The sequence below is a fragment of the Bacillus cereus group sp. BceL291 genome (genome assembly GCF_051776705.1).
Taxonomy (GTDB): domain Bacteria; phylum Bacillota; class Bacilli; order Bacillales; family Bacillaceae_G; genus Bacillus_A; species Bacillus_A cereus.
Genome location: NZ_JBPWAP010000023.1, coordinates 1 through 22,613, shown reverse-complemented (window position 1 = coordinate 22,613; position 22,613 = coordinate 1). Strand labels below are relative to the sequence as shown.

The following is a 22,613-nucleotide window of genomic DNA, read 5'->3' as shown; positions in this document are numbered from 1 at the left end:
TATGTATATGTGAGTTAATGGGAAAATCTAGTGTGTTTTTAAGGGGCGTCTTATTTAAAAGAAAAAAGGTTTGTTTTAGAAAGTGGTGTCTAAACATTAAATGGAGTAGGACTAAATTCACGGCCGCTCATTAAAAAGCTTTTAATTAGGAGAAGTCTGTTTTTATAATGAATAATGAAAAGAAAGTTTGGTACAATTGTTTGTTTTTTTCTTTTTATGTGTTTGCCTCGTACCCTTTTAAGCTAGTGGACATACTTTACTAATAGAAAGGATTAGGGGGTGAGGTATTGGGTTCTCGATTTAATAATTGTAAAAAGAAGTGTACATGTAAACAAGATGATTGTTGGGAAGTATTCGAAGAGTGTAAAAAAGAACAGCATGAGAAATGTGATAATTCTTGCGTACAAGGAATTAGAGATGAACTTAAGAAATTAATTAATCGAACAGTTCAAATTAATACAGAGGGACGTACTTATGTAGGTACTGTTTCGTCTGTAAGTTGTGATGTAGTTAGGCTTGCGGCTATTCCTGGATCGGTTGGAGTAATTATTTCCATTTGCAAAATTGAAGCAATTTTCCCACCGGTTACAACGGTTACTGCTGACTTTGATTTTAATGGTATTGATGTAGCAAACAAAGCATAATTATGCTGCTTTTTTGTAAAGCCATTCACATGAATGGCTTTATTTTAATTTTATATAAAAGGAGAATATATTCTTTATATAGAAATAAGTTTGAGGTTATAAAGCATGATGTACGAAAGGAGCAAGGAAGTGATTAAACTAGAAAGCTTTAAGAAATCTGATTTTAAACAATTAATAAATTGGATTAATTCCGAAGAATTTCTAATACAATGGTCAGGAAATGCATTCACATTTCCTTTAGACGAACAGCAATTAGAGAAGTATATAGAAAGTGCAAATACACTCGCTTTCAAAGTGGTAGATGAAGAGACTTCAGACGTTATTGGACATATTTCGCTTGGGCAAATAGATAATATTAATAAGTCCGCTAGAATTGGAAAAGTATTAGTTGGTAATACGAAGATGAGAGGACGTTCTATAGGAAAACATATGATGAAAGCAGTACTTCATATTGCTTTTGACGAATTAAAACTACATAGAGTAACTCTTGGTGTGTATGATTTTAATACATCGGCCATTTCATGTTACGAAAAAATAGGGTTTGTAAAAGAAGGCTTATTAAGAGAGTCAAAAAGAGTAGGAGAAACGTATTGGAATTTATGGGAAATGAGTATGTTAGAATATGAATGGAAGAAGTAGCAACGATAGTAATTTATAATTATATTATGTTAACAAAGGGGTTTGGTGGGTATAGTGGATAATAAAACAAAAATAATTTCAATTGCAGCTGTTTCGGGGGGAGGTAAAACTACAATTACAGAAAGATTAAAGCATAAGTTTAAAAACTCAAAAGCTCTATATTTTGATAGTTACACATTTGATAAATCTCCTGCTGATATTTGTAAATGGATTGATGATGGGGCGAATTACGACGAGTGGGTATTAACACCATTAATTCATGATATTGAGCAACTTATACAAAATAATACCTTAGACTATATTATTGTAGATTATCCTTTTGCATACTTAAATAGTGAGATGCGAAAATTCATTGATGTAACTATATTTATTGATACGCCTTTAGATATTGCGATGGCTAGAAGGATTTTGCGAGATTTTAAGGAAGGTACAATAGATGAAATACATAATGATTTGGAACATTACATGACATATGCGAGAAAAGCTTATTTAGAGGCAATTCATACTGTTAAGCCGAATTCAGATATCATATTGGATGGTTCTTTATCTGTAAGTGAAATAATTAATCACGCTGTAGAGGAACTTGGCCGAAGAGAAGTGATTGTCAATGGTTAAATGTATAACAGATGCTGTTAGGTGGATAATTGAAGTAAGGGAGAGATAAATGTGTACACTTTATTTCAATATAATTGGCAAGTAAGAGATGATTGGTTTAAGTGGTGTGAACAACTTTCAGAGGAAGATTTACTTTGCAAACTGGGGGTATGTTAGAAACATTATTTCATATTGTAGATGTAGAGTATAGTTGGATTAGTGCTCTTCAAGGATAAGAAGATAGAGAACAGCAATTTAAAGATTATCAATCGATTCAAAAAGTGAAAGCGTTATTTAATTTATATAAACGAGAACTTGAAGTTTTTTTGCAGTCATAATTATCTAGCCTAGAATGCTAGCACACTTAAAATAAGCCGTATAAAAAGTTAATCATTGTGTGCTTTGATTATATAATGTCGGCGAAATAAATAGTGTGAAGGACAGCTATCTTAACAAGTGTTTCATGTAACGTTCATATACTTTAATTTTTATAATTAATTAAATTTGAATTTTGTTTGTTGTTAAGAAAAGGTGAGAAGAAAATAAAAAAAGAGGGCTAATGCCCTCTTTTTCTTTTAATTTGGTAATTAATCACAGATTGGTATCCCAAGCACTCTTAGAGCTAATGCTACTTGAAGGGAAATCTCTAATCTAGCAATTTCAATACCAGCTACTGAAAGAACTAGAAAAGGTTGTCCGTTTACAAATACAACGCAACTATCCATAGTTAAACCTCCTTTCTAGTAATTTACTATAGTATATGAGTAGAACTTTAAAATGTAATAGTTAAATTGTTGGATTTAATAGAATTAATAGATTAACCCATTTAAACTAAACAAACGAACACAACGAAAGGAAACAGAGATGGATGTATGCCTCAAAAAACATAGGTTTTAAGACATGTAATGGGATATGAAATTCATCATATTGGTCAGCTGTCTGTATGGGCGAGGAAGTTAAACTTGCAACCAGTTTCAGCAAATTTGAAGAGGATGATAGAATTAAAAACCGACTTGCATCTTAAGCGCAAGTCGGTTTTATATATATAAGAAGATTTCTTAATTGAAATCCTCGGATTTTTTCTGACGTATATGTAAAAACATTAAGGTGGTAATGATTAAAAAAATCATTATAGTTTGTATAATTAAATTTTTAAACTGAAGCAATATTGTCCAAGATGTAAGGGCGTCTTTAAAAGCTTGGAGTGCAGAGTACGAGGAAGGATCAAAACCATACTGTAGCAACTTTTTTGTTTCAATAAATGAAATGTTTTCTTCATCTGCATCTAATATTACTGAAATTAGTCTAGTATCTCCAAGTTTTGCTGTACTGACAAAACTATAATTACCGTTAGTTGAAAAACTAGTTTGTAAGCCATCAACACCTTGAAGTTTAATGTTTTCATTAAGGGAATATATCATTTTATTCGTATTGAAAACCTGGGAATCTTTGAAGGTAAATTGGTAAGAGGTTAGTTTCGTAATATTCAATACATCTGGAAAATCTTTTACTAATTTTGCTGCTAGTTTAGCTGCGTCTATCGCTGTTGTAGTTGATTGTTTATCTGTATCATTATTAATTCCAGTAGAGTTTAGAAATGGAGATGGTTGTAATAACTTTAGTTCTTTTGCTTTTTTATTCATTAATACTGTAAAGTTATCTTCATTTCCGGCAATGTGTTCTGCTAGAGCGAGTGCAGAACGATTATTCCCTGCCAGTAGCAATGCATGAAGTAAATCACGAACCGTTGTTTTATCATTCGATGTTACTTGTATAGGGCTTGTTTCTACTCGGAAAACTTCGTTACTTATTTGTACTAAGTCATCTAACTGTATCTTTCTATCATTTAGTTGCTCCAATACGATATATTCTGTCATTAATTTAGATAAAGCAGCTGATTGTACTGGAGTTTCTTCATTTTTTTTATAAACAATTTCACCTGAATTAGCATTTATTAAAATAGCTGATTTAGCTTGAATAATCGGACCATTTACATAAAGGTAAAAATATAAAACGATAAGTGCAGTAATGAAAAAAGATAATAATAAAATAGCGAATTTTTTTAAGAATTGCATAAGCGATCCTCCTATTATGACATCAATACTAGTATTGTAAAAAGGAATGCTTAATTAGGAAGAAAGAAAAGGTAAAGAATTTCTAAAGAATTATAAAGGATTATTAAATTTTGGGCATTAATGGAAAAAGTTCAATTTCTTATATGATAAGAAATTGAACTTTTTATTTATAATATTAACATTTGTATGGGAGTAGTTTTACAGTGAATGTTGTTTTTTCATCATCACTATATACTTCAATTGTTCCTTTATGCAATTCGACTATACTTTTTGCAATAGCTAATCCAAGTCCAGATCCACCAGTGTTTGTAGAGCGAGATTTCTCAACGCGATAAAAACGTTCAAAAATATGAGGTAAATCCGTACTAGGAATAGGTTGTCCGTAATTTGTTATATCAATTGTAATCATATTATTGCTTTCATAAGCAGTAAGGTCAATATAGCGACCTTCGCTTCCATAAGCGATAGCGTTTATAATAAGATTTTCAAACACACGCACTAATTTTTCACCATCAGCTAATACCATGAGCTTTTGAGATGGGAAAGAAGGTCGACATTCTATATTTGCTTCTTGAAATTGTATACGGAATTGAACAGTTAATTGTCCAAGTAACTCTACTATGTCAATAGGAACAGAATACAAGCTTAACTCTTTATTTTGAACACGTGTATATTCGAACAAGTCATTCATTAATGCATTAAGACGAGTTACTTTATCGTAAATGACTTGAATATAGTATCGCAATTCTACTTCATCTCTATAATTATCATGATGGATTAAATTTACGTATCCAACTATAGAAGTAAGGGGAGTGCGTAAGTCATGTGATACATTTGTAATAAGTTCACTTTTTGCTTGTTCCGCTTGTCTTTCTTCATCAATGGAGACTTTTAATTGTTCAACAATTTCATTGACCCCGATTGCTAATTCTTCTAGATAATTATGATTTACAATAGAAACTTTATGATTGAAGTTTCCATTTGCAATATAACGAATTTCTTCTATCATTTTTTTAATACAAGTTTCATAGTAAAGTTTTTTCTCGTGGCGATAAAAAATGTAAAGATAGGATGAAAAAATAGAAAATAAAAACAAATAAGATACAATCATCATCCATAACGATTCTTTAATCCCTTTATACTTTTCATAACCAAAAATTCGAATGAATTCTTTACCGAGTTCAGTTAGAGTAAGTGAACTCTCAATTACACTCGTAACGAGGCGATAAATAATTAATTCAGTAATAGGCGTGAGTGTGATAGCTAATAAGAGCCAAAAAATAAGTTTCCATTTAGGGATATCTTTTAATATATCAAATGCTTCATTTCTCAATTTTATAGCCAACTCCCCAAACAGTGTGAATAAATTTTTCTCCATTTATTACTGTTTCAAGTTTATCCCGTAAGTTGCTAATATGGACCATTACAGTCTTATTTGAACCGTAACCATCTTCATTCCAAACGCGTTCAAAAATTTCTTCTGAACTAAATACTCTTCCTGTATTACTTGCAAGCAAATATAAAATATCGAATTCAATAGAGGTTAGTTTAATATACTCTCCATTTACTTTAACAGTATGATTATGTTTGTGTATTTCAACAGAGCGAATACGAATAATACCATCTTCATTCTTTTGCGAAGTAGCGTTTTGGAAAGATGATCTTCGTAATAAAGCTTTCACTCTTGCTACTAATTCTAATGGATTGAATGGCTTGATCATATAATCATCGGCACCTGTCATAAGACCTAATATTTTATCCATATCTTCTGCTTTTGCACTAAGCATTAGAATTGGTACAGTATTATTTTCACGCACTTCCTGACAAACTTCTAATCCGTTTCGCTTTGGCATCATAATATCCAAAATCATAAGGTCAACTTCATATGTAGAAACTTTTTGCAATGCTTCATCGCCATCATAAGCTTTATAAATGTTATAGCCTTCATTTCGCAAATAAACAGCAAGTAATTCAACAATTTCTTTATCATCATCAATAATTAATATGTTTTTATTCATTGTGTAGTTCCTTTCCTTACAAATCATCAACATTACTATAATATCAAACATTTATGTACTTGTAGCGATGATTCTGTATAAAATTTCATGTAACGTATTAAAAAGGAGTAAAAAGATTAATATCGAATATAAAATAACAAAGATATTTAGATTCTACATTATAATGAAAGGTAGTTATAAGGGGGATTTTCTATGTTATGTAATGATATATATTCATTTACTCCAACTGGAAAAATAGAAAATGATATTAAAGCTTTTCTACTAAAATATAATAAAGAGTTTACATATAAACATTCAATTCGTGTGGCAAATGAGGCAAAAAAGATTGCAGAAAAGTTTCACGTAGATAAAGAAAAAGCAGCAATTGCAGGATATTTACATGATATTAGTGGCATTTTTCCGAACGAGGAGCGGATTGCAGTTGCTGAAGAATTTGGTGTAGAAATAGTGGAAGCAGAAAGAAAGTTTCCTATGATCATTCATCAAAAACTATCGAGAGTAATCGCAAAAGAAATATTTAAAGTAGAAGATGAAGAAATTTTAAATGCAATTTGTTGCCACACAACGTTGCGTAAACATGCAACGAAGATGGATTTAGTATTATTTGTTGCAGATAAAATAGAATGGGATCAAAACGGGACACCACCATATTTAATAGAAATAAAAAAAGGATTGGAAAAATCTTTGGAAAAAGCAGCTTTTGTATATATTTCATATTTGTGGGAAAGGAAAGATACATTGAAAGTTATACATCCATGGCTAGAAGAAGCATACTGGGATTTAAAAGGAATTGTACAGTAGAAAGGACAAGGAAATGCAATTAAAAGAATATATGAATCAAACATTTCCAGGAGTTACATTAGTACCCTACTTATATTCTTAGTGGGAAAATCATTTGCATTTTGATTTTGGAAAAGATAAATATCAAATTGTAGAAGGAACCGACAATTTAAATACGGAATACTTTTCTCAACTATATACATATAATAAATTCTTATTTGAAGACATATTTTCAAAAGAAGATGTAGTGTTTGTAGTGACAAATGTTTATAGATTTAAAAAGGAAAATATAAAAACTCCACAGAAAATAAATGTATACAATAAATATATTAAGAAAAGAGATTTAAGATTTCATATAAGATAAGAAACGTTACCGTTTTTATTTGAAGATGAAGAAGCAGATTTATATTGTACATATCATTTTTCTTTAAAATGCCTTGCGGAACATATTAAATATGAATCGCTTATACAAGTTGCTAATCATGAGGATTTCTTTGATTTATATCCTCGATTTGGACGAAAAAAAGAAATTTCTTATCCAAATGTATTTCTCATAAATGCAACGAAAGATATTGTCATGTTTATGTATGATGATAGAGGAAGTGAAGTAATTGCGAAGAATAAAGAAATAATACGAGATTTATATAAGAAATATAAAGAATGGATTCTAGATTATGAATGAGAAAGTATAGATAACTCATTTAAATGACAATAGGGGAAGTGAAGCGTGTAATGAAACGTATTGCAATTGTCTCTGCATGGGAACCAGAACTGACGTATTTGCATCAACATTATCCAAGTGAACGTGTTGAAAAAAGAGCAGCTTGGGAATTTCATTTTCATACTATTAATGAGCTGGAAATTATATCAGTTGTTACTGGTGTCGGTAAAGTAAGCTGCGCTAGTTGTGTACAATTGTTAATTAGTGAGTTTCAGCCAGATGAGTTGTTTATGACAGGAATATGCGGAAGTTTATCAAACAAGGTGAAAAACGGTCATATTGTAGTCGCACTAAACGCAATACAACATGATGTTACTGCTGCTGGTTCAGGAGAAGATGTTTTGAATTTATATAACGGTAGAACAGCACCTATTGAAACAACAAAATCACTTGTAAGAAGAATAAAAAAAATACGATCGTATGATCCGATACATTTCGGTACATTTTTATCAGGAGATCAACGTATTCGTAGTTCAGAAATGAGATATTTACTCCATACCGTATATGGAGCATTGGCAGTTGATCAAGAAGTAGCAGCTTTCGCCTATGTATGCCAAATAAATAAAAAACCATTTCTCTGTTTAAAAGCTGCTTCAGATCAGGCTAATGATAAAACGAAAGAAGAACAAAAAATCTTTAAAATGCTAGCATGTGAAAGAGCATGTGAGCATTTAATTGCTTTTTTACGTGTTTATGAGGTTAATGTAGTAAATAATAGATAGTTTGTTATAAAACAAATCAATAGTGAGTTATATGTAGGGAAATGTCCGCTCATTTCAAATTAAGAGCTGAAATTTATAATAGATGGAATATATTATATGGGTACACGTTGAGTTTAATATAAGCAGTTGGAGGGCAATTTTATATGATTCAATATAAAAGGTGTAGTGAAGTAAATATTGATTTAGTATATGAAGCTTTTAAAGATGGATTTTCAGATTACATTATTAAGATGGAGGTTTCAAAAGAGGATTTTATACAACGTTTTTTGGGACCAGAAGGTAATTTGCTAGAACATTCTTTTCTTGCTTTAGACGGTGACAAATCAGTTGGCGTAATATTAGGTGGTATAAAAGATTATGAAAGTATAAAGACTATGCGCTGCGGAACATTAGCGGTTCATCCTAATTACCGCGGTATTGGTGTGAGTCAAAAATTATTTGAACTGCATAAAGAAGAGGCGATTCAACATGGATGTAAGCAACTTTTTCTCGAAGTCATTGTAGGAAACGACCGAGCGATTCATTTTTATAATAAGTTGGGCTATGAAAAAGTGTACGATCTTTCTTATTATAATTTAAATGATTTGACTAAAATAATGAATAAAGATTGTAAGGATATTGAAGTAAAACAATTAGAATTTCCAACTTTTAAAGATGAAATTCAGAAATGGTTAAACTTCCATATAAATTGGCAAAATGATATTGATTATATCGAACAAACAAATAATGTATTTTATGGTGCATATGTCGATAATGACTTAAAAGGCTCTCTATGTGTAAATGAACAAGGTAAAATTAGTTTTATTTTCGTAGACAAAGATTATAGAAATATTGGTGTTGGGATGAAATTATTACAAGTAGCAAGAGAAGAATTAAATTTATCAAGTTTATCAATTGGGTTTCCTAACAATAATTTATTAGAGGGTTTTTTTAAGAAATGTGGATTTGAAAAGAATTCTTTAGCGCAATATGAAATGTATTTATTACTCTAAGAGCGGAAAGATTTATTCTTTTCGTTTTTTATTTTGCTGTTATGTTGGTAAATGCTCCGCAATTATAATTTATAATGAGAGGGATTTTGTTTATCCTTAAGTTATTTTTTTAATTGTCAATTTCTTGCTAATAATTTTCTTTGTATAATATTCTAATTTTATGTAGAATAGATACGATGGGAGGGGATGAAATGAATAATGGATTAAAGTTTAAGATTTTTGAATTGCATTGTCTCGTTCAAAAGACTTATTCTGATATTAAAATAGCATGTGATATTGCTATTTATCAAGAAAACACTTCTAAATATTTAATTTCATTAGGATTTTTAAATAAATCATATATGACTTATATAGAAGCAAAAAGATTCTATCGCGAAAATGAAGAGCTTGTAAGTGTAGAATTTGATAATTTTTTTGATATGTATGATAAATTAGAAAATGAATTAAAACAAGTTATTTCAACTGAAGATAAAAATCCTTCATCGCTACATAACAGATTTGATCAGTTTCAGCAGAAAGTTGAAAATATAAATGACCTAATAAAAGTATTGCAAAATGCTCGTTAATGAATGCTTTTTTCTTTTTTGTATAGAAATTATGTATTAAAAACATTTTAGGGATATTATATATTGAAGAGGTGGCTTTTGTAGATTACAAAAGTCATCTTTTTATGTTAGGAATAGATTGTATACATTTTAGCAGTTTCATATAAATAATAGAAATTTATACGAGGTAAATACCATGAGAAATAAAAAAGAAATAGCTATAGTTGCATTAACAACAGGATTTGTTTTAACAAGTGTAACACCATATAGAGTAGGTCATGCAGAGGAACCTGGTCAAATGCAAGTTGAAATTCAAGAGGATTCGTTCCGTACAGGTGATCTTACACAACCATCAAAAAAGGCGCCAGAGAATGTAGTGAAAGATGCACTTAAGGAAAATACGGAGCATGCTTTGTCTCCAAAACAAGTTAGTGCAGAAACAGGAGTAGATTACAAGGTTCTTCAAAAACGTGGTTCTTATGATGGAACTACACTTGTGCGCATGCAACAAATATATGAAGGAAAAGAAGTGTATGGCCACCAGTTAACTGCTCACGTAGATAAAAAAGGTATTATTAAAAGCATTTCAGGAGCTAGCGCACAAAATTTAACACAAGAAGATTTAAAGAAACCTATTAATTTATCAAAAGAAGAAGCGAAACAATATATTTATAAAAAGTACGGAAACGACATTAAATTTATTTCTGAACCAGAAGTTAAGGCGGTTATTTTTGTTGATGAAAATCATGGGCAGGCTAGCAATGCATATCAAGTTACATTTGCTGCTACAACACCAAATTATGTATCTGGAACTTATTTAGTGAATGCTCATAATGGCGATATGTTAAAAGATATGGTACAAGAATCAAGTTTGAAAATAAGTGAAGAGTATGTTGAATCCGTTAAGGAAAATAAAACTAGCAATTTCACATCATTAACTGGAACAGGAAAAGATGATTTAGGCGTAACTCGTACATTTGGTATTTCTAAACAGACCAGTGGGAATTATGCGCTTGCTGATTACACAAGAGGGCAAGGAATTGAGACATATGATGTAAATTATAGAGATATTACAAATGAAGAAAGTTATTATCCTGGCATACTAGCAACTAGCGCTTCAACAACATTTAATGATCCAAAGGCGGTAAGCGCTCATTTCTTAGCAACAAAGGTATATGATTTTTATAAAGAAAAATATAATCGTAATAGTTTTGATAATAAAGGAAAAAAAGTAGTTTCAGTTGTACATGCATGGGATTCTGGAGGGACAAATGATCCTGAAAATTGGGAGAATGCATTTAGTACTAATATTAATAACATCAGTATGCTTTTATATGGAGATCCTATGGTAAAAGCGTTCGATATAGCCGGTCATGAATTTACACACGCAGTTACATCAAGTGAATCTAACCTTGAATTCTCAGGAGAATCTGGGGCAATTAACGAGGCATTATCGGATATTATGGGAACGGCTATAGAGAAATACATAAATAATGGGGAATTTAACTGGACAATAGGAGAGCAAACTGGATCGACTTTTCGTAATATGAAAAATCCAACTGCAATTAATTTTTCAGAAGGACTACCGTATCCCGATGATTATAGTAAATATAATGATTTAAATGGAGAGGATTATGGAGGCGTACATTTTAATTCAAGTATTATTAATAAAGTTGCGTATTTAATTGCACAAGGTGGTACTCATAACGGTGTAAATGTAAATGGTATTGGTGAAGATAAAATGTTTGATATTTTCTATTATGCAAATACTGATGAATTAAACATGACTTCTGATTTCTCTGAATTGAAATTGGCATGCCTTAAAGTCGCAGCTAATAAATATGGAACGAACTCAATTGAAGTTCAAGCAGTCCAAAATGCTTTTGATGCGGCAAAAATTACAGGAACGGTGAAAGAAAACGAAAAAACAGCAGAAAACCAAGCTCCAGAGTTAACTGTACCGTTTACGATTACACTACGTGTAGGTGATACGTTTGATCCAATGAGAAATGTAAAAGCTGTTGATAAAGAAGATGGTGATTTAACAAATAAAGTAAAGCATAAAGGCGATGTAGATACTTCAAAACCAGGTACATACATTGTGGAATACCTGGTTGTTGATTCTCAAGGGGGGAATGCAACGGCTACACAGACTGTAATTGTAGAGGGAAATGGCGAAACATCAGATTTAGAACCTAAATTAACAGTGCCTGTTGGAGCGACAATTCATGTAGGAGATTCATTTGTTCCAATGGCAGAAGTATTAGCTATCGATAAAGAAGACGGTGATCTTACTTCTAAAATCAAAGTTGATGGTGAAGTAGATACAAATAAAGCCGGTACTTACGTATTAAAATACACAGTTACAGATTCAAAAGGCCATGAAGTAACGGCGAAGCAAACTGTAACGGTCAAAGTTAGAGAAGAAGTTAAAAATGATAAACCAATACTAAAAGTACCTGCTACAACTTCAATTACTGAGGGTGATCAATTTGATCCGTTGATAGGAGTATCAGCTACTGACAAAGAAGACGGTGACCTTACTTCTAAAGTAGCGTATGAAGGAACTATAGATACAAATAAAGCCGGTATTTATGAAATAATATATAGTGTAAGAGATTCCGTGGGCAATGAGGTAAATACGATACAAAAAGTATTAGTGAAAGATAAAGAAACTAGCAAACCTAATGGTCTTGCTAATAAGACAAATAACAATAATATCTCAAATAACAGTAATACCGATAAAAAAGAATATACATATAAGGAGCTGCCAAAGACGGGTGTAAGTACAACTAACAGTGCAGCAATCGGCATATTGATGATTATTGCAGGTACAGTACTCACTTTGATTCGCAAATTTAGAAAGATACAAAAATAATAGTAGGGATCATTCGTTTGAAGAAAAGAGTTCAGTATTCAAAAGAAATAAAGTAGAAAGTAAATAAAACGAAATATGGATTTTTTACTTATTAAGATTTTAATAGTTAAGCGGTACATTTGGCTTTTATAAAAATTTGCAGTTGGATACTATTCTGTCTACAGAACTATATTACATAAAAAACACGTTACTATTCTCATTAAAATAAAAGAATAGTAACGTGTTTTTTGATTTGAAAATAGCATAAATCCTATAGCTCATGAATATAGGAGTACTTCTAATTTGCCATTGATAAGTTACTGAAAACACTTTGTTTTAATGGAAGTGTCACTCTAAATGACAACATGAGATTTTCGGTATTTACCAGGTGTTTCATTGGTGAATTTTTTAAAAATTTTAGTGAAATAACTTTGATCGCTAAAATTAAGCGAAGCGCATATATCTGATAAGGGATAGGTGGTGAAAGTTAATAATTTCTTTGCTTCTTCGACTCGTTCACGTTGAATGTACTCAATTAATGAAATACCGACTTCTTTTTTAAATAATATAGATAAATAATCTGAATTCACATTTGCAAATTTAGCAAGTTGTTTAACAGATATTGGATTGTAAATATTTTTAAAAATGTAGTTTTTACAAATAGCAATAGTCTGTGAATGTTGCTGTATTTTTTGTGCCTTTACACGGTCTGCAAAGGTACAAAAAGCATTTTTTAATAAATCCCAAACAGATTCTTTGTCTTTTAAATCTTCTGTTCTTTGAATATGTAAATCATAAATTTTGTAAGCAATCCCAGATGGAAGTCCCCCTTTTATCGCATATCTAGTAGCGAGCGTGATGGATGAAATACAAATGTTTTTATGACGTCTTAATTGATGGAATGAAGATAAAGATGAAAGAGTCTCTTGTTGGAATTCGTAATAATATTTGAGGACGGTTTCTTTATCCCCGTCTTCTATAGAACTAAGTAGTTGCTGCTCTATATATAAATTATGATAAATGGATTCGTCTTTTTGCATTGAAATATATACATCTTCGTTTAAGATGCTGCTATGACTTATATGAAGTGAGTCACTGTTATTTGAAAAGGTGCTTACATCTGAATTTTTTTTATAGAGAATGTTATAGAACAATATCGCTATATTTACAAAGAAATTTTGATCTTTGACTGACAATGAAAAATAATGGTCTCTTGTTCTTTTATAATTTGGAATAAAATTAAGGTTACTATCCGCTTTACTTGTAGAAAAATTTACATGTGTCAAGGGCCCAATAATAACAGTACCGTTCACCATATAATCGCTCTTTATGTGAATTAAAATAAAGTGCTCTAGATATTCGTGAGTTCTGAAGATGGGGGAATTATATGTATCATTTCTCTGAAAAAGCATATGTAACTGTTCTATTTTTGATGTATATAACGAATGTGAATCATTTTTGGATTTAAATTCTAAAAGAATATTTTTGTTACAATCTAAAAAACAAACTGGAATTTCGAAAGATTGAAAAAACATATTGCAAATGTACTCTATCTCAACTAGACTGAGTTTTTTAGTCATATTCTTCCTCCTTACAGTTATGCGTAATAGTTAAATAAACATATATTCCTTTTTCATAAGTAGATACGGAAAACCTTTATCAATAAAAAATATAAATAAAAGTTATAAACTTCTAAGAATAATACCATAATTTAACATGAATAGCACATATTATTTGAATATACAGGTAATAGTTTTGGACAGTAACGTAAAATATGAATCGTCACACTTATTTGTTGGTTATTACTTATATGTATCAAAAAATGATTAAGATTGGATTTTAAATAGGGATAGGAAGTGAGATATGAATAGATTGACAGTAAGTGACTAGTCGAAATTAGCAGTGAAAGCTATTATGTAACAAATGTAATGATTCTTGAAATAGGGATATACGTGTAATTTAGGGGAGAAAATTACATATATCATGCGGAGAGACAACGTAATAATAGAAGATAAGAAAAGTGAATAAGTGATTGTAAACAATGGATTGTTGGACGACTATGTTTTATGTTATTCGTTTAAATCTGATACTTGGCACACTATTGCTTTTAAGAAGGTAATAGTAATAAAGAAATTTTTAAAATGATAGAAGTAGTAAAGGGGATAAGAGAAATGAAAAAAATATTTAGTGTGCTTTTAGTGTTATTCTTAACATTTTCTACATGGTCTAGTGTATTAGTAAAGGCAGATTCACCATCTAAAGGTACTTTAACGATTCATAAGTATGAACAAGAAAAAGATGGAGCGCAGGGACTAGAAGGTGACGGTTCTGCAAATCAAGAGGTGCCAAAAGATGTGAAACCATTAAAAGGTGTAACGTTTGAAGTGAAAAGGGTTGCTTCTTTTGAAAAAATTTCAAACGATGGGAAAATCGTAAAAGAAGACGTGAAACCTGTAATGGGAGCCACTCCAAATCAAGTAGTAACAGATGATAACGGACAAGCTGTATTAAAAGATCTTCCGCTAGGACGTTATGAGGTGAAAGAAGTGGCAGGACCTCCACATGTTAATCTAAATCCCAATACGTATACAGTGGATATCCCATTAACGAATAAAGAGGGTAAGGTGCTAAACTATGATGTTCACATGTATCCCAAAAATGAGATTAAACGTGGTGCAGTGGATTTAATAAAAACTGGTGTAAATGAAAAAGCATTAGCAGGTGCAGTATTCTCTTTATTTAAAAAAGATGGTACAGAAGTGAAAAAAGAGTTAGTAACAGATGCTAATGGTCATATTCGCGTGCAAGGATTGGAGTATGGTGAATACTATTTCCAAGAAACAAAAGCTCCGAAAGGCTACGTAATAGATCCAACTAAACGTGAGTTTTTTGTTAAGAACTCCGGAACAATTAATGAAGATGGAACTATTACTTCTGGTACAGTAGTTAAAATAGAAGTGAAAAACAATGAAGAACCAACAATTGATAAAAAAATTAACGGAAAATTGGAAGCGTTACCAATAAATCCGTTAACTAATTATAATTATGATATTAAAACATTAATTCCAGAAGACATTAAGGAATACAAAAAATATGTGGTAACAGATACTTTGGATAATCGTTTAGTGATTCAAGGAAAGCCAATCGTGAAAATTGATGGAGCAGAAGTAAATGCAAACGTTGTTGAGGTAGCTATAGAAGGTCAAAAAGTAACAGCTACAGTAAAAGATTTCACAAAATTAGATGGTAAAAAAGAATTTCATTTGCAAATTAAATCCCAAGTAAAAGAAGGAGTACCATCTGGTTCGGAAATTTTAAATACAGCAAAAATACATTTTACAAATAAAAATGATGTAATTGGAGAAAAGGAATCTAAACCTGTAGTTGTTATTCCGACAACTGGAATAATTGAGTTAACAAAAATTGATAGTGCTAATAAGAATAAATTAAAAGGTGCAGAGTTTGTACTTAAAGATAATAATGGAAAAATAGTTGTCGTAGCAGGAAAAGAAGTAACAGGTGTATCAGATGAAAATGGTGTTATTAAATGGTCTAACATTCCATATGGAGACTATCAAATTTTTGAAACGAAAGCACCAACATATACAAAAGAAGATGGTACAAAAGCATCTTATCAATTATTAAAAGACCCCATTGATGTAAAGATTAGTGAAAATAATCAAACGGTTAAATTGACGATTGAAAATAATAAAAGTGGATGGATTCTTCCGGTAACGGGTGGCATAGGAACGACTCTTTTTACTGTAATAGGCCTTACGTTAATGCTTACAGCGGCATTTGTTTTCTTTAGAAAAAAGTTTGCTAGAAATTAAGATTTTAGGAACATGTAACTATGGGAAAAGGGGAGAAGCAAAATGCTTCCCTCTTTTCGATATTTAAGCATATACAGAGGTGGAAATATGAAACGAAATCTTGTTTTGGGGGGTATTTTTTTATTTGGATTAGGTATTTTTTTATATCCTACTATTAGTAATTGGTTGGCGACTCGTGCACATTATTCTGAGATTAGCTCTTACGATAAGAAGATTAAAGCATTACAAAAGAAAGAAGTCGAACGTAGGGAAAAAGAAGCAGCCGAATATAATAAACAAGTTCAAACTTCTGCGAAAACATTTACAGATCCATTTTCTGAAAAAAAAAGTAATCATCAAGCGTATGCTGATGTGTTAAATTTAGGAGATGTAATGGGGTATATTGAAATATCGAAAATTAATATAAAACTGCCAATCTATCAAGGGACCTCTGAGGAAGTATTGGGTCGCGGGATAGGTCATTTAGATTTTTCTTCGCTCCCGGTAGGTGGAGAAAGTACGCATACTATTTTAACAGGGCATCGTGGTTTACCATCAGCAAAATTATTTACAGATTTAGATAAGTTGAGCAAAGGAGATCTTTTTTATATTCATTCTTTAGACAAAGTTCTTGCTTATAAAGTAGATCAAATTAAAGTAGTGTTACCACATGAAACGGACGATCTACAAATTGTAGAAAATAAAGATTATACAACTTTAATTACGTGTACGCCTTATGGAGTAAACACCAATAGATTGCTAGTTCGAGGTGAGCGCGTGGAGTTAAACAAGAAAGAAAAACAAAAAGTGAGTACAGAGATATTTATATTTAATAAGTGGACTGTAATAGTTACAATCCTATTGTTATGTGTGCTTCTAGTCGTAATTTATAAGAAAAAGTTAACTCGATAGAATGTATTTATCCTGCATTAATGGGAAGTGGGACCGGAAATTCAAAGATAAGTAAAGACGGTATATAGGGGATGAAGTAAATCATCATTAATAAAAATTCATTTTATTCGATTATAAAAAAATACGGTAAAGGTGGGAACAAAGGAATTGAGGCTACGATTAAAGCTGGTAAGTATTCATTTTATTGTTTTGTTAATGTTAAGTGTAAGTTTTGTCGTATATGTACCAAAAGAAGCATATGGATCCACGACTACCTTAGAAGGTCTAGGAGATATATCGCGTTATAATGCTGTTGTCTTTGGTAACCATAAAGCAATAGGTGGCGACATTGAAGGAGCAATTGCAGTTCAAGGTGATATGGATGCATCGGGGTATACGATTGTAGGTGCAGCAGCAGGAACATCTAATATAGTAGGTGAAAAATGGGTTGATGAGGGATATCCGTCCTTGTTATTGTCTGGAAAACTAAAAAAATCAAGAGAAGAATCTTTTATCATTCAAAACGGAATAGTCGTAATGACAAAAGAGAGTGATCCAGATCGCATCATACAATCTTCCTATGATCGCATCATACAATCTTCCTATGATCGTATCGTTTATAAAGAAAAACTAGAAATTGACGCGAAATTTAATGAATTTCGCAATATAGTGAACCAAGTTAGTAAAAATGCAGGTCAATATAAAACGAATACCCCAATTCCAAATATGAGTCATGGAATCGGAAAAGATATAAACAATCCTAATATTTATGTTTCATCAGAATTGACAGGGAAAATCAGTGTAGATATAAGAGATGTATTTTTGCCCAATGCTAAGGACAAAGATTTTATTGTAATGTATTCAGATGCAATAGAGGTTACATTTAAAAATGGGTCTATTCTATATGACACGAACAATATTGGAAAGGCTACAGATATAGTTCCTACATCACAACCATATTCGCCTAATTCCCCGTTTACTGAGCTATATGGGAAAATGATTTGGGTTTTTCCAAATGCGAAAAAAATTACAACAGAGGGATATGGTGTAGTTGGGAGTGTGTTTGCTCCCAATGCTGTATTAGAAACAAAAGGCGGTTCGATTAATGGACAAGCATTTGTTGGTGCGGTACAACAAACTGGTGGATTTGAGTTTCACAATTTCAAATTTAACTGGAAACATTGGAACAAGCCTAGTACAGGAAAAGTAAAAATAAAAAAGGTTGATAGTAATAATGATAATAAAAAATTGGTGGGAGCAAAGTTTAAAATTGAAGATTTAAATGGGAAAATAGTTGGAGAACTAGTAACAAATGAAGAAGGAGAAGCGATATCAAAAGACTTACCAATAGGAAACTATACTTTAGTGGAAAAAGAAGCACCTAAAGGTTACGAATTATCAAAAGATAAAATAGCTGTAAAAGTAGAGAAAGATGCAGAAGTAGAAATTAAAATAGGAAATAAGAAATTGCCAGATCCAATGGGAAAAATGAAGCTTGTGAAAGTAGACATAAGTGATAAAAATAAAAAGCTAGCAGGAGCAAAGTTTAAAATTGAAGATTTAAATGGGAAAATAGTTGGAGAACTAGTAACAAATGAAGAAGGAGAAGTAATATCAAAAGACTTACCAATAGGAAACTATACCTTAGTGGAAGTAGAAGCACCTAAAGGTTACGAATTATTAAAAGATAAAATAACTGTAAAAATAGAAAAAGATGCAGAAGTAGAAATTAAAATAGGAAATAAGAAATTGCCAGATCCAATGGGAAAAATGAAGCTTGTGAAAGTAGACATAAGTGATAAAAATAAAAAACTAGCAGGGGCAAAGTTTCATATAGAAGATGCAAAAGGAAAAGTAGTTGGAGAGTTAATAACAGATGAAAAAGGAGAAATGATATCAAAGGACTTACCAATAGGAAACTATACCCTAGTGGAAGTAGAGGCACCTAAAGGTTATGAATTATTAAAAGATAAAATAGCTGTAAAAATAGAAAAAGATACAGTAGTAGAAATTAAAATAGAAAATAAGAAATTGCCAGATCCGACTGGGCAATTTGAAATTGAAAAAGTTGATGATAAGGATAGTGAATTAAAGCTAAAAGGCGCTGTATTTCAAGTGTTAGATAAAGAAGGGAAAGAACTTAGTAGATTAATAACGGATGAAAAAGGAAAGGTAATTTCCAACCAATTAGCAATTGGAAAGTATACGATTAAAGAAATAAAAGCACCGAACGGATACATGTTATTTAGAGATCCAATAGAAATAGAAATTACAGAAGCAGTAAAGACACAAAAAATAACAGTGAAAAATGCGAAGAATAATTGGGTAATTCCTAATACTGGTGGGAGCGGAACAACAAATTTTTACGTAATTGGTATTATGCTAATGTTTGGTGTGCTATATTTCTGTAAGAAAAATCGTATATTATGAACTAATTTTATAGAGTTAGACAGATTGTTGCGTTAGAGAGTTTTTAGGGCATGAGTTCGGTATTGTACTGGGCTCATGTTACTACATTTGTTGAAGGAGGAAGGATAATAGTAAACATAGAATATATTAATGAATTAAAATGTTTAAGAGGTGAACATGGTGGCAATAAAACAAGACGAAATTAAAGTAGTTGTCGGAGCTGGAGTGTTTAATAATAATCCAGGCTGGATTCAAACGCAAGAAGATGAACTTAACTTACTAGATAAAGCTACGTGGGAAGAAAGATTTGAATACAACTCTATTTCAGCTATTTTAGCTGAGCATGTATGGGAACACCTTACTTTTGAAGAAGGTGTAAGAGCAGCTGAAATCTGTTATGAATTTTTAAAACCATCTGGTCATATTCGGTGCGGAGTCCCTGATGCATTCTTTCAGGATGAGGTATATCAAAATATAGTTCAAATAGGGGGACCCGGTCCGAAAGATCATCCAGCAGCAAGTCATAAAATCGTTCATAATTATAAAACATTAACGAAAATGTTTGAAACTGCTGGATTCGAGGTAGTTTTACTTGAATATTGTGATGAAAATGGTCAGTTTTATTACAACGAATGGGATGCAAACGACGGTGTTATTTTCCGTTCGAAAAGGTATGATTCTAGAAATAAAGGCGATAAACTTGGTTTTCCATCGCTAATTGTTGATGCGATTAAGCGCTAATCATTCAACCAAAAAAGGAGTTAATCCTATGATTTCATAAGTCGCAAATGCGGCTTTTTTATTTGTACGTAAATCTATATTTAATTTTCAATACTATATAACTCGATTTAGAAAATATTTAAGTTTTTCTCAGCGTCATTCACTTTAAATTAACACTTCGTTGACATAAATATTTATTTTATATTTATATTCGTGTAAAATAAAATGAGAACATATATTCTATATAAGGAGGCAATCAAAATGATAGCTGAAATTGGGAAACTAAATGATGGATATATTGTGAAATTTGAACGCCAATTTCCATATACGGCAGAAGAAGTTTGGTCTGTATTAACAGAAAACAGTAAGCTGAAAAAATGGATGTCCAATTTACAGATTGAAAGCCTTAAAACGGGTGGAATAATAAAGTTCGACATGATGAACGGTTCATTCATAAACATTGATATTTTAGAGTGTCAAGTAAACTCAGTACTTGAATTTACTTGGGATAAAGATCGTGTCCGATTTGAAATACATAAAGAGGAAAATGGTACTCTTTTATTCCTTAAAGAGTACATTCATGAATTAACAGATCATACACCGAGAGATATAGCTGGTTGGCATATTTGTTTAAATCTTTTTTCTTACGTTTTAGAAGGAGAAGAGAAAGAATTTTCTAAAGATGAATGGCAACAGTGGTTTGAAATATACAAGGATAAGATTCATGAAGTGAGAGGATAATTGCATAATAGGTAATATTCATTATGTAATTATTATATTGCAAATATGTTTTTAATGAGAAATAAGAATAGAGGTTCATATGAAGGTAAATCAATTGATTGCTAGTCGCGATCGAATCAATTAGTGAATTTTTATAACCTAAAGAAGGAAGAGGATATAAAAGTAAATAAAGAAATATAATTCAAACGTTATAAACAGTTGACTCTCACACAATGTCATTGTTTAAGATAAAGTTGAGCTTCAAAGTAGATGTAACTTATAGGAGGAAATCATGTTTAAAATAGGGGATTTTTCAAAACTATCTTCCATTAGTATACGAATGTTGAGACACTACGATAAAGTGGAATTACTACAACCAGTAAAAGTCGATGAGCATAGTGGATATCGATTTTATTCAGCAGACCAATTAAAAAAAGTAAATCAAATTCAAACGTTAAAAGCTATGGGGTTTAATATTGCTACCATCAAAGAAATAATAGAATGCGATAATATAGATACCATAAAAGAGCAATTTTTAAATCGTAGTGCTCAAATTAAAGAAGACATGAATAACCTCCAAAAACAATTACGTTTCCTCGAAGACTCAATGAAAACGATGAGAGAGGATGTTGTTGAGATGAATTATCATGTTTCAATAAAAGAAATTCCAGAAAGAACTGTAGCTAGTGTTAGAAAGGTTATTCCATCGTATAATTGCGAAGGTGATTTATGGAGTGTATTAATGCAAGAAATTCAAATGGGAAATATTAGTATTTCCCAACCGAGTTATAGTATTGCGGTTTTCCATGATCGTGAATACAAAGAAAATGATGTAGATATAGAAATACAGCTAAGTATTCTAGGTAAGCACGAAAATACAAAAGACGTTACATTTAAAAATATGGAATCGACTAATGTAGCTTCTATAACAGTTAATGGAAGTTATGAACAGATGACAGCTGTAAATGAGGCTGCGGCAAAATGGATTGAGACAGAGGGTTACAAATTAGCAGGCCCGATGTTTAATATTTATCATGTGAGCCCAGCGATGGAATCCGATCCTAATAAGTGGGTTACAGAAGTTTGTTATCCAGTTAAATGAAGATAAAGAAAAAAGGCATTATTTATATGCCTTTTTTCTTTATAAACTTATCCATAAATATCAAGATAAATTACTTCTTGATTTGATTCGATTCGTCAACTACTAGCACAATTTTATTTGCAAATGTACAAAATGAGCGGATTATAATGGATTCCTTTAATGAATCTTCTAAAAACCAACCTGTTGGTAATAAAGAAACGCAACCATCTTTTTGGAAATTTCAGCAATGTTTACATTAGCAACAAAAGCCACCGTAATAAGTGAAGTGACCCCCGAAAGTTAGACAGGTCGTTTCATTAGGCAGCCTCTAGGGTATGAGCCCGGTATTGTACTGGGCTCATACCCTTTAATTTTGCCTTAATTCTTTTATGA

20 protein-coding genes and 3 pseudogenes are annotated in these 22,613 nt (G+C 31.3%); 17 read left to right on the top strand and 6 right to left on the bottom strand.

What is annotated here, in order from left to right; translation table 11 throughout:
• Positions 1-287: 287 nt before the first annotated feature.
• From ACS2CR_RS16135 to ACS2CR_RS16120, 4 genes and pseudogenes are all read left to right on the top strand, one after another.
• Entirely contained in the window at positions 288-644 is a 357-nt protein-coding gene (locus ACS2CR_RS16135) for a hypothetical protein (protein WP_000535577.1), read from the top strand.
• Positions 645-749: 105 nt separating this feature from the next.
• On the top strand, positions 750-1,283 hold the full coding sequence (locus ACS2CR_RS16130) for a GNAT family N-acetyltransferase (protein ID WP_000990082.1): 534 nt from the start codon (positions 750-752) through the stop codon (positions 1,281-1,283).
• Positions 1,284-1,328: 45 nt separating this feature from the next.
• Positions 1,329-1,898, top strand: a complete 570-nt coding sequence (locus ACS2CR_RS16125) for an AAA family ATPase (protein WP_000513265.1) — start codon at positions 1,329-1,331, stop codon at positions 1,896-1,898.
• 51 nt (positions 1,899-1,949) lie between these two features.
• Positions 1,950-2,209: pseudogene (locus tag ACS2CR_RS16120) on the top strand (DinB family protein); the annotation flags it as partial.
• A gap of 255 nt (positions 2,210-2,464) precedes the next feature.
• Here the strand turns inward: ACS2CR_RS16120 and ACS2CR_RS16115 are convergent.
• Positions 2,465-2,602: a DUF3956 domain-containing protein gene (locus ACS2CR_RS16115; protein ID WP_000376554.1), complete on the bottom strand. Its 138-nt coding sequence runs from the start codon at positions 2,600-2,602 to the stop codon at positions 2,465-2,467.
• Between the two features lie 165 nt (positions 2,603-2,767).
• Between ACS2CR_RS16115 and ACS2CR_RS16110 the strand changes: the two are divergent.
• A pseudogene (locus ACS2CR_RS16110) lies at positions 2,768-2,926 on the top strand (DinB family protein); the annotation flags it as partial.
• A 9-nt stretch (positions 2,927-2,935) separates the two neighbouring features.
• On the opposite strand, the gene ACS2CR_RS16105 reads toward ACS2CR_RS16110, so the two are convergent.
• The 3 genes from ACS2CR_RS16105 to ACS2CR_RS16095 form a co-directional block, all read right to left on the bottom strand.
• The gene (locus ACS2CR_RS16105; protein WP_001160052.1) at positions 2,936-3,952 is read right to left on the bottom strand and encodes a D-alanyl-D-alanine carboxypeptidase family protein; all 1,017 of its coding nucleotides are present in this window, start codon (positions 3,950-3,952) and stop codon (positions 2,936-2,938) included.
• 175 nt (positions 3,953-4,127) lie between these two features.
• Entirely contained in the window at positions 4,128-5,285 is a 1,158-nt protein-coding gene (locus ACS2CR_RS16100) for a sensor histidine kinase (protein WP_001243309.1), read from the bottom strand.
• On the bottom strand, positions 5,275-5,970 hold the full coding sequence (locus ACS2CR_RS16095) for a response regulator transcription factor (protein WP_001038807.1): 696 nt from the start codon (positions 5,968-5,970) through the stop codon (positions 5,275-5,277). Before ACS2CR_RS16095 ends, ACS2CR_RS16100 begins: the two co-directional genes overlap by 11 nt.
• A gap of 192 nt (positions 5,971-6,162) precedes the next feature.
• Between ACS2CR_RS16095 and yqeK the strand changes: the two genes are divergently transcribed.
• From yqeK to ACS2CR_RS16065, 6 genes and pseudogenes are all read left to right on the top strand, one after another.
• On the top strand, positions 6,163-6,771 hold the full coding sequence (yqeK, locus tag ACS2CR_RS16090; RefSeq protein WP_053512870.1) for a bis(5'-nucleosyl)-tetraphosphatase (symmetrical) YqeK: 609 nt from the start codon (positions 6,163-6,165) through the stop codon (positions 6,769-6,771).
• 13 nt (positions 6,772-6,784) lie between these two features.
• Positions 6,785-7,432 (top strand): annotated as a pseudogene (locus ACS2CR_RS16085) (DUF3885 domain-containing protein).
• A 23-nt stretch (positions 7,433-7,455) separates the two neighbouring features.
• Positions 7,456-8,193: a phosphorylase family protein gene (locus tag ACS2CR_RS16080; protein ID WP_053512869.1), complete on the top strand. Its 738-nt coding sequence runs from the start codon at positions 7,456-7,458 to the stop codon at positions 8,191-8,193.
• 143 nt (positions 8,194-8,336) lie between these two features.
• Complete coding sequence (locus tag ACS2CR_RS16075; protein WP_053512868.1) at positions 8,337-9,185, top strand: GNAT family N-acetyltransferase; 849 nt, start codon at positions 8,337-8,339, stop codon at positions 9,183-9,185.
• Between the two features lie 191 nt (positions 9,186-9,376).
• Positions 9,377-9,751: a hypothetical protein gene (locus tag ACS2CR_RS16070; RefSeq protein ID WP_001059023.1), complete on the top strand. Its 375-nt coding sequence runs from the start codon at positions 9,377-9,379 to the stop codon at positions 9,749-9,751.
• Positions 9,752-9,926: 175 nt separating this feature from the next.
• A complete protein-coding gene (locus ACS2CR_RS16065; RefSeq protein ID WP_001244672.1) occupies positions 9,927-12,608 on the top strand; it encodes a M4 family metallopeptidase in 2,682 nt (893 codons plus the stop codon).
• Between the two features lie 332 nt (positions 12,609-12,940).
• On the opposite strand, the gene ACS2CR_RS16060 is transcribed toward ACS2CR_RS16065, so the two are convergent.
• Positions 12,941-14,167, bottom strand: a complete 1,227-nt coding sequence (locus ACS2CR_RS16060) for an AraC family transcriptional regulator (RefSeq protein WP_153602640.1) — start codon at positions 14,165-14,167, stop codon at positions 12,941-12,943.
• Between the two features lie 591 nt (positions 14,168-14,758).
• Here ACS2CR_RS16060 and ACS2CR_RS16055 point away from each other — a divergent pair.
• From ACS2CR_RS16055 to ACS2CR_RS16030, 6 genes are all read left to right on the top strand, one after another.
• Positions 14,759-16,420 carry an LPXTG cell wall anchor domain-containing protein gene (locus ACS2CR_RS16055; protein WP_000719305.1) on the top strand — a complete coding sequence of 554 codons (1,662 nt, stop codon included), beginning with the start codon at positions 14,759-14,761 and terminating at the stop codon, positions 16,418-16,420.
• A gap of 87 nt (positions 16,421-16,507) precedes the next feature.
• Positions 16,508-17,311 (top strand): class C sortase, encoded by an 804-nt coding sequence (locus ACS2CR_RS16050; RefSeq protein ID WP_003284325.1) that lies wholly within the window; start codon positions 16,508-16,510, stop codon positions 17,309-17,311.
• A 147-nt stretch (positions 17,312-17,458) separates the two neighbouring features.
• Positions 17,459-19,720 (top strand): SpaA isopeptide-forming pilin-related protein, encoded by a 2,262-nt coding sequence (locus ACS2CR_RS16045; protein ID WP_053512866.1) that lies wholly within the window; start codon positions 17,459-17,461, stop codon positions 19,718-19,720.
• A 156-nt stretch (positions 19,721-19,876) separates the two neighbouring features.
• Positions 19,877-20,440 carry a class I SAM-dependent methyltransferase gene (locus ACS2CR_RS16040; RefSeq protein ID WP_000225725.1) on the top strand — a complete coding sequence of 188 codons (564 nt, stop codon included), beginning with the start codon at positions 19,877-19,879 and terminating at the stop codon, positions 20,438-20,440.
• Positions 20,441-20,680: 240 nt separating this feature from the next.
• Positions 20,681-21,160 carry an SRPBCC family protein gene (locus ACS2CR_RS16035; RefSeq protein ID WP_000559838.1) on the top strand — a complete coding sequence of 160 codons (480 nt, stop codon included), beginning with the start codon at positions 20,681-20,683 and terminating at the stop codon, positions 21,158-21,160.
• A gap of 271 nt (positions 21,161-21,431) precedes the next feature.
• Positions 21,432-22,241: a MerR family transcriptional regulator gene (locus ACS2CR_RS16030; RefSeq protein WP_053512865.1), complete on the top strand. Its 810-nt coding sequence runs from the start codon at positions 21,432-21,434 to the stop codon at positions 22,239-22,241.
• Between the two features lie 296 nt (positions 22,242-22,537).
• On the opposite strand, the gene ACS2CR_RS16025 is transcribed toward ACS2CR_RS16030, so the two are convergent.
• A partial coding sequence (locus tag ACS2CR_RS16025; protein WP_142309144.1) for an IS3 family transposase occupies positions 22,538-22,613 on the bottom strand: 76 nt, incomplete at its 5' end.

What these genes read in the sequence shown, in the direction of transcription:
- ACS2CR_RS16130 (WP_000990082.1), top strand. Translation starts at nt 750, where the DNA reads ATGATGTACGAAAGGAGCAAGGAAGTGATTAAACTAGAAAGCTTTAAG.
- ACS2CR_RS16115 (WP_000376554.1), bottom strand. Translation starts at nt 2,602, where the DNA reads ATGGATAGTTGCGTTGTATTTGTAAACGGACAACCTTTTCTAGTTCTT.
- ACS2CR_RS16105 (WP_001160052.1), bottom strand. Translation starts at nt 3,952, where the DNA reads ATGCAATTCTTAAAAAAATTCGCTATTTTATTATTATCTTTTTTCATT.
- ACS2CR_RS16095 (WP_001038807.1), bottom strand. Translation starts at nt 5,970, where the DNA reads ATGAATAAAAACATATTAATTATTGATGATGATAAAGAAATTGTTGAA.
- yqeK (WP_053512870.1), top strand. Translation starts at nt 6,163, where the DNA reads ATGTTATGTAATGATATATATTCATTTACTCCAACTGGAAAAATAGAA.
- ACS2CR_RS16080 (WP_053512869.1), top strand. Translation starts at nt 7,456, where the DNA reads ATGACAATAGGGGAAGTGAAGCGTGTAATGAAACGTATTGCAATTGTC.
- ACS2CR_RS16075 (WP_053512868.1), top strand. Translation starts at nt 8,337, where the DNA reads ATGATTCAATATAAAAGGTGTAGTGAAGTAAATATTGATTTAGTATAT.
- ACS2CR_RS16070 (WP_001059023.1), top strand. Translation starts at nt 9,377, where the DNA reads ATGAATAATGGATTAAAGTTTAAGATTTTTGAATTGCATTGTCTCGTT.
- ACS2CR_RS16065 (WP_001244672.1), top strand. Translation starts at nt 9,927, where the DNA reads ATGAGAAATAAAAAAGAAATAGCTATAGTTGCATTAACAACAGGATTT.
- ACS2CR_RS16060 (WP_153602640.1), bottom strand. Translation starts at nt 14,167, where the DNA reads ATGACTAAAAAACTCAGTCTAGTTGAGATAGAGTACATTTGCAATATG.
- ACS2CR_RS16055 (WP_000719305.1), top strand. Translation starts at nt 14,759, where the DNA reads ATGAAAAAAATATTTAGTGTGCTTTTAGTGTTATTCTTAACATTTTCT.
- ACS2CR_RS16050 (WP_003284325.1), top strand. Translation starts at nt 16,508, where the DNA reads ATGAAACGAAATCTTGTTTTGGGGGGTATTTTTTTATTTGGATTAGGT.
- ACS2CR_RS16040 (WP_000225725.1), top strand. Translation starts at nt 19,877, where the DNA reads ATGGTGGCAATAAAACAAGACGAAATTAAAGTAGTTGTCGGAGCTGGA.
- ACS2CR_RS16035 (WP_000559838.1), top strand. Translation starts at nt 20,681, where the DNA reads ATGATAGCTGAAATTGGGAAACTAAATGATGGATATATTGTGAAATTT.
- ACS2CR_RS16030 (WP_053512865.1), top strand. Translation starts at nt 21,432, where the DNA reads ATGTTTAAAATAGGGGATTTTTCAAAACTATCTTCCATTAGTATACGA.